The organism is Pseudomonas sp. BO3-4, from assembly GCF_034044115.1.
Taxonomy (GTDB): Bacteria; Pseudomonadota; Gammaproteobacteria; order Pseudomonadales; family Pseudomonadaceae; genus Aquipseudomonas; species Aquipseudomonas alloputida.
The window spans coordinates 4,306,180-4,319,979 of the sequence record NZ_CP139018.1 but is presented as its reverse complement, the minus strand read 5'-3'; the positions used below and the strand labels follow the sequence as shown (position 1 = coordinate 4,319,979).

The 13,800-nt window shown below is 63.2% G+C and carries 8 protein-coding genes; 3 read left to right on the top strand and 5 right to left on the bottom strand.

Annotation, left to right across the window (positions count from 1 at the left end; genetic code table 11):
- Positions 1-4: 4 nt before the first annotated feature.
- The gene (locus REH59_RS19980) at positions 5-1,219 is read right to left on the bottom strand and encodes a CmpA/NrtA family ABC transporter substrate-binding protein (RefSeq protein ID WP_014860780.1); all 1,215 of its coding nucleotides are present in this window, start codon (positions 1,217-1,219) and stop codon (positions 5-7) included.
- Between the two features lie 137 nt (positions 1,220-1,356).
- Between REH59_RS19980 and REH59_RS19975 the strand changes: the two genes are divergently transcribed.
- Positions 1,357-2,379 carry a quinone-dependent dihydroorotate dehydrogenase gene (locus REH59_RS19975; RefSeq protein WP_014860779.1) on the top strand — a complete coding sequence of 341 codons (1,023 nt, stop codon included), beginning with the start codon at positions 1,357-1,359 and terminating at the stop codon, positions 2,377-2,379.
- A gap of 163 nt (positions 2,380-2,542) precedes the next feature.
- Here the strand turns inward: REH59_RS19975 and rmf are convergent, their stop codons facing one another.
- Complete coding sequence (rmf, locus tag REH59_RS19970) at positions 2,543-2,758, bottom strand: ribosome modulation factor (RefSeq protein WP_003248687.1); 216 nt, start codon at positions 2,756-2,758, stop codon at positions 2,543-2,545.
- Between the two features lie 562 nt (positions 2,759-3,320).
- Between rmf and rlmKL the strand changes: the two genes are divergently transcribed.
- Both rlmKL and REH59_RS19960 read left to right on the top strand, forming a co-directional pair.
- On the top strand, positions 3,321-5,513 hold the full coding sequence (gene rlmKL, locus REH59_RS19965; protein WP_004576445.1) for a bifunctional 23S rRNA (guanine(2069)-N(7))-methyltransferase RlmK/23S rRNA (guanine(2445)-N(2))-methyltransferase RlmL: 2,193 nt from the start codon (positions 3,321-3,323) through the stop codon (positions 5,511-5,513).
- Positions 5,514-5,607: 94 nt separating this feature from the next.
- Positions 5,608-7,998 carry a GGDEF domain-containing protein gene (locus tag REH59_RS19960; RefSeq protein ID WP_060538912.1) on the top strand — a complete coding sequence of 797 codons (2,391 nt, stop codon included), beginning with the start codon at positions 5,608-5,610 and terminating at the stop codon, positions 7,996-7,998.
- A 130-nt stretch (positions 7,999-8,128) separates the two neighbouring features.
- On the opposite strand, the gene dacB is transcribed toward REH59_RS19960, so the two are convergent.
- The 3 genes from dacB to REH59_RS19945 form a co-directional block, all read right to left on the bottom strand.
- Positions 8,129-9,583, bottom strand: a complete 1,455-nt coding sequence (dacB, locus tag REH59_RS19955; protein ID WP_004576444.1) for a D-alanyl-D-alanine carboxypeptidase/D-alanyl-D-alanine endopeptidase — start codon at positions 9,581-9,583, stop codon at positions 8,129-8,131.
- 200 nt (positions 9,584-9,783) lie between these two features.
- On the bottom strand, positions 9,784-10,128 hold the full coding sequence (locus tag REH59_RS19950) for a YggL family protein (protein WP_003248695.1): 345 nt from the start codon (positions 10,126-10,128) through the stop codon (positions 9,784-9,786).
- A 41-nt stretch (positions 10,129-10,169) separates the two neighbouring features.
- The gene (locus tag REH59_RS19945; RefSeq protein ID WP_121784272.1) at positions 10,170-13,799 is read right to left on the bottom strand and encodes an ATP-binding protein; all 3,630 of its coding nucleotides are present in this window, start codon (positions 13,797-13,799) and stop codon (positions 10,170-10,172) included.
- Position 13,800 lies beyond the last annotated feature (1 nt).

Genomic DNA, 13,800 nt, shown 5'->3' with positions numbered 1-13,800 from the left:
CCCCTCACGCGCCGACACGGGCATCGGGCAAGTCACCCAAGGCATGCAAGCTGAAACTGCGGGCATAGCCGAAGGGGTCGCTGCCATCCCAGCGGGAGCCATCGATCAGCAGGCTGCTGCGCATCGGTTGGCCTGGGCAAGCGATGCCCAGGCTGTGTGCGGCCTCGCTGTACAACTGCAGTTGCTGGACCTGCTGGGCCACGCCGAGGTAGTCGGGGTCTTCGCGCAGCAGGCCCCAGCGGCGGAACTGGGTCATGAACCACATACCGTCGGACAGGTAGGGCAGGTTGGCCCGGCCTTGGTCGAACAGGCGCAGGGCGTGTGGGTCTTGCCACTGGTTGCCCAGGCCATCCTCATAGTGGCCGAGCAGGCGGGGGGCTATGCTGTCCAGCGGGGTGTCCAGATAGGCACTTGCGCTGAGCAGTTGCGCGGTGCTGCGGCGGTTTTCCGGGCTTTGCTCGATGAACCGGCTGGCGGTGAGGATCGCCTTGATCAGCGCACGGGCGCTGTTGGGGTATTGCTCGGCAAAGACGCGGGCGCAGGCCAGGACCTTTTCCGGGTGATCCGGCCAGATCGACTGGCTGGTGGCCAGGGTGAAGCCTTGGCCTTTGGCCACCGCGTCGGCGGCCCAGGGCTCGCCGACGCAGAAGCCGTCAATGCGCCCGGCCTGGAGGTGTGCAGCCATCTGCGCCGGTGGCACCACGACGCTGTCGACGTCGCGCAGCGGGTGGATGCCCTGGCTGGCCAGCCAGTAATACAACCACATGGCGTGGGTGCCGGTGGGGAAGGTCTGGGCGAACGTCAGGCGTGCGCCATGCTGGTGCACCAGGCGCGCCAGTGCCTCAGGGTTGGTCACGCCCTTGCGCTGCAGGGCCGGTGACAGGTTGATAGCCTGGGCGTTCTGGTTCAGGCCCATGAGCACGGCCATGTCGCTGGCGGGTACGCCGCCAATGCCCAGGTGCACGGCGTAGACCAGGCCATACAGGCAATGGGCGGCGTCCAGCTCGCCGCTGACCAGCTTGTCGCGCAGCCCGGCCCACGAGCCCTGGCGCTTGAGGTTGAGGGTAAGGCCGTGCTGCTGGGCGAAACCCTGGGTGGCGGCGACCACGACCGAGGCGCAGTCGGTCAGGGCCATGTAGCCGATGTTCAGGCTGGTTTTTTCCGGCGCGTCGCTGCCGTTGACCCAGGCCAGGGGCGTTGCTCGGGGTACAGTGTTCACAAGAGTCCTCGCCCTTACTGATAAGGCTGTGGGCTGAACAGGTGCAACCGATGTGCCAAGCGCTCCACGATTTGCTGTCCTGCCAGCCCCACGCTGGCTATAATCGCCCCCTCACTCACCCTGAGCCTTGCCCGCCCATGTATACCCTGGCCCGCCAGCTGCTGTTCAAGCTTTCCCCGGAAACTTCCCACGACCTGTCCCTGGACCTGATCGGCGCCGGTGGCCGTATGGGCCTCAATGGCATGCTGTGCAAGCAACCGGCGTCATTGCCGGTTTCGGTCATGGGCTTGAACTTTGCCAACCCGGTGGGGCTGGCAGCTGGCCTGGACAAGAACGGCGCGGCCATCGACGGCTTCGCCCAGCTGGGCTTCGGCTTTGTCGAAATCGGCACTGTCACCCCGCGTCCGCAGCCAGGCAACCCCAAGCCACGGTTGTTCCGCCTGCCGGAAGCCACGGCCATCATCAACCGCATGGGCTTCAACAACCTGGGTGTTGATCACCTGCTCGACCGCGTACGCGCCTCGCGCTACAAGGGGGTGCTGGGCATCAACATCGGCAAGAACTTCGATACCCCGGTCGAACGTGCCGTCGATGACTACCTGATCTGCCTGGACAAGGTCTACACCGCCGCCAGCTACATCACGGTCAATGTCAGCTCGCCCAACACCCCGGGCCTGCGCAGCCTGCAGTTCGGCGACTCGCTCAAGCAGTTGCTCGATGCCCTGGCCGAGCGACGCGAGCAACTGGCCGGTACACATGGCAAGCGCGTGCCCCTGGCAATCAAGATCGCACCGGACATGAGCGACGAAGAAACGGCGCTGGTGGCCGCCGCGCTGATGGAGTCGGGCATGGATGCGGTGATCGCCACCAACACCACGCTGGGGCGTGAAGGCGTCGAAGCACTGCCGTACGGTGGTGAGGCGGGCGGCCTGTCGGGCGCACCGGTGCGGGAGAAGAGCACTCATATCGTCAAGGTGCTGGCAGGTGAGCTGGGCGGCAAGTTGCCGATCATTGCCGCCGGTGGCATTACCGAAGGCCGCCATGCTGCCGAGAAGATCGCGGCCGGGGCGAGCCTGGTGCAGATCTACTCGGGCTTCATTTACAAAGGGCCGGCGCTGATTCGCGAAGCGGTGGATGCTATCGCGGCAATGCCGCGGTGACCTGACGGGCCGATTCGCGGGCATGCCCGCTCTTGCAGGGGTAGTGTGGGTACAGCTTATGAGGTTTGCCAAGGCATAAAAAAGGGCCCCTTCAAGGGGCCCCTGGGCCTTCGCCCGCCGCCCGGATGGGGCGTGCATGGTAAATCGAATTCAGTGTCCTCGTTCAGCCAACGGCGTGATTTTCGTTGAGTCTATGGATGCCAGCGGTGCCAGTCATTCCGTCCCAGTTATCACCGCGACCTTCACGCCAGCCGTTGATCCAGGCTTGGCGAACAGAAGGAAGATTGAAGGGGCAAAGTTCGCGGGATTTGCCGGTAACCCCGTATTGGTAGCCACGTGAATATGCTCTTTCCAACGGATCACGCTTAAGTCTTCTCATAGGGTGTTGCCCTCACTTGTTGACTGTAATGTCCCGTCGGCCTCTCCGAGGCCGGGCAGAGTCGTTCTGCCGGTTTGCGCTCGCTGCCGGCGTGGCGAGCTGAAAGTGCCGCCTCGTTGCAAAGCGGCCTGAGACCAGTTCTATCGAATGCGAGTCACGGTGTGAATGATCGATTTGTCATAAGCACGTAACCTTTCCAAGGGTGAGGGGATAAGTAAATAAATGCGACTCAACCTTGTTTGGTGTTTAGCCCTGCAATGATCGGGGTTTGCCGTTCTTTGACGTCATTTCGCCAGCGTTGTTTGCGGATGACAGAAATAATTTGAAATGCGACGAAGGGTCACATTGGCCCGCAGATCGCCAGAATTACGCGTACTGCCTGATGATCTAAGCTGTCTTTGCCACTGGGCCAAGCACGGATCGGTCAGGCGGCCCGGCTTTTCCGCAGCACGTTGTGTGCCGCAGAGGGCCACCCGCACGCCTGCTGGAAAGGTGTACGGGCAAACATCGCGGGGCGATGCGTCGCCCCGTCAGTCAAATAGCCCAAGGCGCTGGAATACTCATGTCGGACCGTTTCGAACTTTACCTCACCTGTCCCAAAGGCCTTGAAAGCCTGCTCGCCGAAGAGGCCAAGGGCCTCGGCCTTGACGAGGTGCGCGAGCACACCTCGGCCATTCGCGGCGCCGCCGACATGGAAACTGCTTACCGCCTGTGTGTCTGGTCACGTCTGGCCAACCGCGTATTGCTGGTGCTCAAGCGCTTCTCGATGAAGAACGCCGACGACCTTTACGACGGCGTGCACGCGGTCGACTGGGCTGACCACCTGGCAGCCGACGGCACCCTGGCTGTGGAGTTCAGCGGCCATGGCTCAGGCATCGACAATACTCACTTCGGTGCGCTGAAGGTCAAGGATGCGATCGTCGACAAGCTGCGTAACCGCGAAGGCCTGCGCCCGTCAGTGGAAAAGATCGACCCTGACGTGCGTGTGCACCTGCGCCTGGACCGCGGCGAGGCCATTTTGTCCCTCGACCTGTCCGGGCACAGCCTGCACCAGCGTGGCTACCGCCTGCAGCAAGGCGCCGCGCCGCTGAAGGAAAACCTGGCGGCAGCGGTGCTGATCCGTGCTGGCTGGCCGCGTATTGCTGCCGAAGGTGGTGCGCTGGCCGACCCGATGTGCGGTGTGGGTACCTTCCTGGTCGAGGCAGCGATGATCGCCGCCGATATCGCCCCCAACCTCAAGCGCGAACGCTGGGGCTTCAGTGCCTGGCTCGGCCATGTACCGGCGCTGTGGCGCAAGGTGCATGACGAAGCGCAGGCGCGCGCGCAGGCCGGCCTGGCCAAGCCACCGCTGTGGATCCGTGGCTATGAGGCTGACCCGCGGCTGATCCAGCCGGGCCGCAACAACGTCGAGCGTGCCGGCCTGGGCGACTGGGTGAAGATCTACCAAGGCGAAGTCAGTACCTTCGAGCCACGCCCGGACCAGAACCAGAAAGGCCTGGTCATCAGCAACCCGCCCTACGGTGAGCGTCTGGGTGACGAAGCCAGCCTGCTGTACCTCTACCAGAATCTGGGAGAGCGCCTGCGCCAGGCCTGCATGGGCTGGGAAGCAGCGGTATTCACTGGTGCGCCGCAACTGGGCAAGCGCATGGGCATTCGTAGCCACAAGCAGTACGCGTTCTGGAACGGCGCATTGCCATGCAAGCTGCTGCTGTTCAAGGTGCAGCCGGACCAGTTCGTCACCGGTGAACGCCGCGAAGCGCAGCCTGAAGGCACCGAAGCCCGCCAGCAGGTGCCGCAGGCCAGCGAGCCCGCGCGGCTGTCGGAAGGGGCGCAGATGTTTGCCAACCGCCTGCAGAAGAACCTCAAGCAACTGGGCAAGTGGGCCCGTCGCGAGCAGGTCGACTGCTATCGCCTGTACGATGCCGACATGCCTGAATATGCCCTGGCGGTCGACCTGTACCAGGACTGGGTACACGTGCAGGAATACGCCGCGCCACGTTCGGTTGACCCGGACAAGGCTCAGGCGCGTCTGCTCGATGCACTGGCGGCCATCCCGCAGGCGTTGGGCATTTCGCCGCAGCGTGTAGTGCTCAAACGTCGCGAGCGGCAAAGCGGCACGCGCCAGTACGAACGTCAGGCTACCGAGGGCCGCTTCCAGGAAGTGAACGAAGGTGGCGTCAAGCTGCTGGTCAACCTCACCGACTACCTGGATACCGGGCTGTTCCTCGACCACCGCCCGATGCGTATGCGCATCCAGCGCGAGGCTGCTGGCAAGCGCTTCCTCAACCTGTTCTGCTACACCGCCACGGCCACCGTGCACGCGGCCAAGGGCGGTGCGCGCAGCACCACCAGCGTCGACCTGTCGAAAACCTACCTGGACTGGGCGCGGCGTAACCTGGCACTCAATGGCTATTCCGAGCGCAACCGCCTGGAGCAAAGCGATGTAATGGCTTGGCTGGAAGGCAACCGTGACAGCTACGACCTGATCTTCATCGACCCGCCAACCTTCTCCAACTCCAAGCGCATGGAAGGTGTTTTCGACGTGCAGCGTGACCATGTGCAGCTGTTGGACCTGGCCATGGCCCGTCTGGCGCCGGGTGGCGTGCTGTATTTCTCCAACAACTTCCGCAAGTTCCAGCTGGACGAGCACCTGATGGCGCGTTACGTGGTGGAAGAAATCAGCGCCCAGACCCTGGACCCGGACTTCGCCCGTAATAACCGTATCCATCGCGCCTGGCGTTTGCAGCTTCGTTGAGGCGACGAGGTACATTGCACGGCTAATGGCCAATAGCTATAACTGAGGGCAGGGCAAGATAATCCGCAGGACGCTGACGTGACGAGATGGGTGTATGTCAAAGTGTGGCGTGCGTGCGCGGTTGCTTGGCTTGTGCACAGAGAGGGCGTCCGCCTGGGCGATGGCGCTGATTGCACTGGTGGCGGGCGGCTTGTTGACCGCCGCCTTGGCATTTGCCGCGCACACCTTCTACAAACAGCAGCTGCGCCAGCGCTTTGAGCTGCTGGCCAGCGAGCGCGCCAGCCGTATTGCCGAGCGCTTTGACGAACAGCAGCAGCGCCTGGACGGGCTGCGGCGGTTTTTCAGCTTTTCCAACGACATCAGCCCGCGCGAATTTGACGGCTATGCCCGGCCACTGCTGCAGCGCACCCTGGCCTATGCCTGGGCGCCGCGCGTCGAGGCTGCGCAACGCGCCGAATTCGAGCGCCTGGCCAGTGACCATACCGGCCCAGGCTATGTGATCCGGGACAAGGACGCGCAAGGCCAGTGGCGCCCGGCGTCGCAGCGCGATCATTACTTCCCGGTACTCTATACCCAATCGGGCGAACTGCCCGGGTTGCCCTACGGCCTGGACCTCGCTGGCCGAAGCGAGCCTCAGGCGGCCTTGGCGCGGGCGTTGGGGCCAGGCAGCATGGCGGTGTCCGAGCCATTGGCCCTGTTCGATACCCACTCGGCAGAGCGCGGCCTGTTGATGGTCGCGCCGGTATTTTCCGATGCCGACCCCCGCGGTGCTGCAGCGGGTTATGTGGTGGCCTTGCTGAGCATGCGCGAGCTGGTCAGCGACGGTCGGCCGGTAGCGACTGATGACAACCTTGTCGTGCGCATCACGGACCCGTCTGGGTTACAAGGCCCCGTCGTGATGTTCGATTCGCAAAATCAGGTCGCGCCCTTGGCCCTGGCCAGCAATCAGTTGTTGCGCCTGGCCGATCACTATTTCCAGCTGAGCATTCAGCCGAGCCAGGCGTTCGTGCAGGCGAACCGCTCCTCGGCAGTGCTGGCGGTCGGTTTGTTGGGCGGACTGTTGAGCCTGTTGCTCAGCGTGCTGCTCTACAGCCTGTTGAGCCAGCGTCAGCGCGCCCTGGCCTTGGTCGCTCAGCGTACGGCCGAGTTGCAGGTCAGCGAGCAGTCGTTGCGTGGCACCCACAACCAACTGCGCAGTGTGCTGGATGCCGCGACCCAGGTGGCGATCATCGCCACCAACCTCAAGGGGGTGGTCAGCACGTTCAACGCCGGTGCCGAACGCATGCTCGGTTACGCGGCCAGCGAAGCGATCGGCCGCTTGCGCCTTGAAGACCTGGTGCTGCCGGAGGAGCTGAACCTGCGTGCCCATGCCTTGAGCTTGCGTTTTGGCCGCGCCATTGCTGGGGGCCAGGCGATGTTCGCTGAAACGGTGCAGGAGCACGGTGCCGAGCCTGGCGAGTGGACCTTGCTACGGGCTGATGGCAGCCAGCTGGTCGCCAACATGCTGGTGACTGCCATGCTCGACGAACAGGGGTTGTGGGTTGGCTACCTGGCCATCTGCATTGACGTGACCGAGCGGCGCCGGGTGCATGAGGCGTTGGCAGCGCGTGACCGGTTGCTGGAAAAGCTCAGTGCCGAGGTGCCGGGCGGCATCTACCAATATCGCCTGGATGCCAACGGCCATTCGTGTTTTCCATATGCCAGCATGGGCCTGTATGACATTTATGAGGTCGACCTCATGCAATTGCGTGAGGATGCCTCGGGGGTGTTCGAACGTATCCACCCCGATGACCTGGAGCGCGTGCGCCGCTCGGTGCGTTATTCGGCCGAACACCTGTCACCCTGGCGCGAGGAGTATCGGGTCTGCCTGCCCCGGGCCGGACTGCGCTGGGTGCGTGGCGAGGCGACCCCGGAAGTGGGCGAGCAGGGCTGCACGCTGTGGCATGGCTACCTGACTGACATCTCCGACCTGAAGGGCGTGGAGGAAGAGTTGCGGGCGCTGTCGGTCACAGACTCGCTGACCGGTATCCATAATCGTCGCTACTTCCAGGAGCGGCTCAAGATCGAACTGGAACGGGCCCAGCGCGATGGCTTGGCGCTGGCGGTGATCATGCTCGACATCGATCACTTCAAGCGCATCAACGACCGCTTCGGCCATGCCGTCGGCGACCGGGTGCTGCGTAGCCTGTGCCAGCGCATCGGTCAGCGTTTACGGCGTACCGATGTGTTTTGCCGCTTGGGCGGGGAAGAGTTCATGGTGCTTTGCCCGGGCAGCGATGTCGATCAGGCGCGGTTGCTGGCGCTGGAGTTGTGGCAAGGGGTGCGCAATGTGCCGGTGGAAGGCGTGGGCCAGGTGACTGCAAGCTTTGGGGTGGCGGGTTGGCGGTCGGGCGAAGGCGCTGATGCCTTGCTGTTGCGCGCCGACGCCGGCGTGTATGCGGCCAAACAGGCCGGGCGGGACCGGGTGGAGGGGGAGTCGGCCTAAGCGCTGTCGGTTGCCGGTACCGAGCCTTTCGCGGCGAAAACCGCTCCTACAGGTTGCACAGGTTTGGTAAGCCGTGCTCACCCCTGTAGGAGCGGGTTCACCCGCGAAAAGGCCAATACAGGCTAACCAATCAATTAGCTGCTGTACTGCCAGCCAGCTTCGGCTGGCGATACAGGTCAAGCAACACCTGATCCAGCACCTGCGAGGCACCCCACGGTTTAGGGTCGTTGAGAATCGCTGCCACCGCCCAGGTATGGCCGTTGCTGTCGCGACTGAAGCCGGCAATCGCCCGCACAGTGTTCAGTGTGCCGGTCTTGATGTGCCCTTCACCGGTCATCGCGGTGCGCTTGAGACGCTTGCGCATCGTGCCGTCCATGCCCACCAGCGGCATCGAGCTCATGAATTCGGCAGCGTAAGGGCTCTTCCAGGCGGCTTTCAGCATCTCGGCCATTTCCCGGGTACTGACCCGTTCGGCACGCGACAGGCCAGAGCCGTTTTCCATCACCAGATGCGGCGCAGTAATACCTTTTTTCGCCAGCCATTGGCGTACCACGCGCTGAGCAGCACGGGCGTCGTCACCATCGGCATCGGTGCGGAACTGCGCGCCAAGGCTCAGGAACAGCTGCTGGGCCATGGTGTTGTTGCTGTACTTGTTGATGTCGCGGATCACTTCCACCAGGTCTGGCGAGAAGGCGCGGGCCAGCAGGCGAGCACTCTTGGGCACATTCTCGATGCGGTCGCCACCCTGGATGTTGCCACCCAGTTCGTTCCAGATTGCGCGCACGGCACCGGCGGCGTAGGTGGAATGGTCGAGCAGCGACAGGTAGGTTTGCGAGTTGCAGCCGTCACCCAGTTGGCCGCTGACCGTGACACTGATGCCGTCGGCCTGGGGCACCGGGTTGTAGCGTACATCACCGGTGCATTTCTTTGAGGCTACCGGCTTGACCTGGTTGTCGATACGGATACTGGCAATCGGCGGCTCGACTGCGACGGTGACTTTGCCACCATCATTGCGCGCCACGAAGCGCAGGGCCTTGAGGTTGACCAGCAGCGAGTCGGGCTTGACCAGGAACGGCTTGTTATCATCACCGCCGTCGTCGTTGAACTGCGGCAGGTTGGGCTGCACGAAATGGCTGCGGTCCAGCACCAGGTCACCGGTGACGGTGCGCACGCCATTGGCGCGCAGGTCACGCATCAGCAGCCACAGCTTTTCCATGTTCAGTTTGGGGTCACCGCCACCTTTAAGGTACAGGTTACCGTTAAGCACACCGTTGCTCAGGGTGCCGTCGGTGTAGAACTCGGTTTTCCACTGAAAGGTCGGGCCAAGCAGTTCGAGGGCGGCGTAGGTCGTGACCAATTTCATGGTCGAGGCCGGGTTCACCGACACATCGGCATTGAACACGGTCGGGGTGCCGGGGCCATCCAGCGGCAGCATCACCAGCGACAGCGCTGTGTCCTGCAGCTTGTTGGCCTTGAGCGCCTGCTGCACTTTGGCAGGCAGGGTGGTATTGACGGCGGCGTGGCTGGGCAAGGCAAGTGGCAACAGCAGGCCGGCAAGAACGAGGGGACGAAGCGTTTTGATCATAGTGAGTGAATACCCTGCGGCGAGGGAAAAGGGCTTTGGGGCTGTAAGAGATGATGGCCCCACGACGTAAACACTACGCATTATGCCCCAAGCGCAGCCACGATGCGTCACGTTCGACGGAAAAGCATCGCCAATAAAAAGGCCACCCGAATGGGGTGGCCTTTTCAGCAATCAACCTTTCAGCTCGAAGCTGACAAGTATCACTCAGCCTTGTTGATAGGCTTTTCCGGGTACCAGGCATCCAGCAGCGGGCTGACTTCGATTTTGGTCAGTTCGCTGCGGCCTTTGAGCCAGGCTTCAACGGCAGCGCGCTGTTCTTCGCTGACCGAGCCGCGTTTGACCGAGCACACCAGGCCGAAATCGTCACCGCCTACATAATCCAGGCCGTTGGCGTCCATGGCTTCTTCCAGGAACGCGTCGAGGAAAGCATCGATTGCCTGGTCATCCAGATCTTCCTTGAATTCCAGGTTCAGCTCGAAGCCCAATTCCTGAAACTCGTCGACACACAGCTTCTTGCGCAGACGACGGGAGCGGTTTGTGGCCATGAAACAATCCTCTTAGGTAATAACGCCGCGCAGTCTACCAGTTAACACGTGTGGTTGCCTGCCTGAGTATCCGTGCTTGTGGCCAATTCCTTGGCCAGGGCACGTTCCACTCGGCACATATGCCGTGCCAGTGCCTGGCGCCGCAGGCGCACCTGGGCAGTGGGCAAGTCGCTGGCCTCGAGGGCTTCACACGCCGCCATCAGGTCAGGGGCTTCCAGCATGCGTGCGGCGCTTAGCACCTTGTGGGCCTGCTCGGCAATGGCGCCGCTGTCGTGTTGCGGGTGAAGCGCCATCAGGCTGGCCAGATCGGCCTGAAGGCTCTGGTGCAGGGCCTCCAGGAAGCGCTGGCGATCGACCGGGTCAGGCCCGACCACGGCGGCCAGGCCGTCCAGCTGGTACAGCTTGCGGCGGGGGCGTTGCTGGCGGCGCGGGCGAATGCCAGCCAGGCGCTGGCTGAGGGTGCTCAGGCTGATGGGCTTGAGCAGGCAGTCGTCCATGCCGGCGGTCAGGCACTTGCGGCGTACTTCCGGCTGTGCGTTGGCGGTATAGCCGAGGATGGTGCAGGGGGGGCGCTTGCCCTGGCGTTCTTCGGCGCGCACGGCAGTCGCCAGCTGGTAACCGTTCATGTGCGGCATGTTGCAGTCGAGTACCAGCACATCGAAGTCGCCTTCCCGCCAGGTCGCCAGGCCTTCCCGCCCATCGCGGGCGCTGGCGTGCTCCAGGCCCAGGTAGCCAAGTTGTTGCGCCATCAGTTGCAGGTTGGCCGGGTGATCATCGATGACCAGCACGTTCAGCCGTGGGTCGGGCACGTCGAGCTGCTCGGGCAGCGGTTTCGGCTGCTCTGCGCCATCCACCCGTTGCAGCGGCATCTTCAGGCGCACCTGGGTACCGACATCCTCCAGGCTTTTCATGGACAGGCTGCCGCCCATCATTTCGCACAGGTTACGGCAGATGGCCAGGCCCAGCCCGGTACCTGCGCGGGCGCCCTGGCTGTGCGGGTTGGCCTGGATGAACGGGTTGAACAGGCGCTGCAGGTCGTCGGGGTGGATGCCGATGCCACTGTCGCGCACCTCCAGCTCCAGTACGGCGGGTGTGCTGGTACCGTCATCCAGCAGACTGACGCAGATGCGCACCTGACCATGCTCGGTGAACTTGATGGCATTGCTCACCAGGTTGGACAGCACCTGCTTGAAGCGCAGCGGGTCAAGCAGGACAGGGCAGCGTGCGGCCGGGGCGATCTGCACCTCCAGGGCCAGGCCTTTCTGCCGCGCCTGGCCGTCGAAAATGCGCGCCACCGATTCGACCAGCGCCGCCAGGTCGACCACCTCCGGGGCCAGGGACAAGTGCCCGGACTCGATGCGCACGATGTCGAGAATGTCACCGATCAGGCCTAGCAGGTCTTTGGCCGAATGGTGTGCCAGTTCCAGCGCGCTTCGGTCCACCCGGCCCTGGTCGGCGCGCTTGACCGCCAGTTCCAGCATGCCGATGACGGCATTCATCGGGGTGCGGATTTCGTGGCTGATGGTCGCCAGGAACGTGCTCTTGGCGCGGTTGGCATCGTCGGCCTGCTGCTTGGCCTGGCGCAGCTCCATGACCAATTGCCGGCGTTCGCTGATGTCGATCCAGCCGCCGATGATCCCCTGTACCTCACCCAGAGAGTCGCGGTACGGCAAGATCCAGTGGTAGATAGTCAATTCCCGGCCCTTGATCCGTAGTGGGCGGTCCTTGATCAGCGGCGAGCCTGCCGCCATGACTTTCTGGTAATCAGCCTGGATCTGCCGAGCCTGCTCGGAATCGGCAAACAGGCTGTCCTTGAGTTTTTTGCCGATCACCTGATCGGAGCGGGCCTGCACGGCTTCAAGGTAGCTGTAGTTGCAACTTTTCAGGCAACCCTCGCGGTCGCGCACATACATGGGGTGGGGCGTACCGTTGAGCAGGGCGCGCATGAATGCCAACTGGTCGTTCAGCGCGCGTTCGGCGCGCTGGCGCTGGCGAATCTGCAGGCGCAGGCGGGCATTCCAGAGCAGGGCCAGCAACAAGAGCACGACCGTGGCCAGCACCACCTGCAGGGCAAGGCGGCTGTAGACTTTGGTGTTGTCATCCTCATGCCTGCCAAAGCCGCGCCAGCGGTTGTTGATTACCCCCAGCTCCTCGGGTGAGATACTCAGCAAAGCCTTGTCGAGGATAGACAACAGCGCCGGTGACGGAGCCGTGGTGGCCATGGCGAAGTTGGCGGGTTCGCTGCCGACCGAGGTGCGGATGACCAGTTCGGGGTTGCTGGCCAAGGCGTGGTTGGCGTCGATCAGGGTGGTGATCACCGCATCGACGGCCCCGCTGTTGAGCAACGCCATGGAGTAGAACGCGCTTTCGGTCTCGACCCAGCTTATCTTTGGGTAGTCCCGGGACAGCATGGCGTTCATGGTACTGTCCCGGGTAATGGCGATGCGATGCCCCTGCAACTGCTCCAGTGAACTCAGTGTGTTGTTGTCCTTGTGGTTGACCAGCACATAGGCGCTTTCGAGGTAGGGGCGGCTGATTTGCAGGTCGTCCCCTGGTTTACCGGCGCTGGCCAGTGCGGCGATGACATCGGCCCGGCCATCCTTGAGGCGGGCGACCATGTCGGCAATGCCACTGGCGCGCTGCACTTCGAAACGCAACCCGGTGCGCAGGCGAATGAGTTCCAGCAGGTCGGCGGTGATGCCTCGGAAATGCCCCGAATCATCGAAATAGGACAGTGGTGCAGCCGCGTCATCGGCTGCCACGCGCATCACGGGATGCTTCTGCAGCCACTGCTGCTCGGCCGCGCTCAATTGCAGTTGGCGATCGCTCAGCAACAGGTCGCTGCCGGCGCTCCAGCGTTTGAAGATACTGGAGCGTATGGCCGGGCTTTGCCTGTCCAGGATGGTGTTCACCAAGTCCAGCAGCACGGTATCTTGCTGACGCAAGGCGAAACCGAAGCCGATGGCCTCGTGTTTGCCGAAGTTGGCCATGCGCAGGCGGGGCAGATGACCACGGTTGAGCTGGTAGTGCGTGGAGATGGTGTCGCCGATGAACACGTCGGCCTGGCCGAATGCGACAGCATTCAGTGCCTGGCTGGAAGAACCAAAGGCCAGCAGCTCGGCCTTGGGGTAGGCGGTGAGTACTTCCTGTCTGGGCAAATAGTGGTAGAGCATACTCAGGCGCATGCCGGCCAGGTCCATGTCCAGCGCCCGTTTTTCGTCTTCACGCGTTACCAGTACAGGTTGGTCGACGGCATAGGGCCGCGACAGTGCCAGGCCGTCACTGGCCGCTTCGTAGCCATTGGCGCTGCCCAGCAGGTCAATATCCCCGTGCCTGAGCGCCTCTACCGCCGCCTGCCGGCTGGAGAAACGCAGCACCCTCACTGGCAACTGCAAGGCCTTGCCGATCAGGCTTGCATACTCGGCGGTCAGGCCCTGGTAGTCGTTGCCGCCACCGGTGATGTCGAACGGCGGATAGTCGGGGGCCGACGTGCCCAGTACCAGTTCCTGCTGGCCTTCGAGCCATTGCCGTTGTTCGGGCGTGAGCACGGGCTGGACCGGGCGGGCCGATGAGCGCGCCAGTAACGTAAAAGACGCGGCTTCACGATGGCCAGCCTGTGTTGCGCCGCTTAGCAGCAGAACGAGCAGCAGGCAGTTGATAGCTCGGGCCATG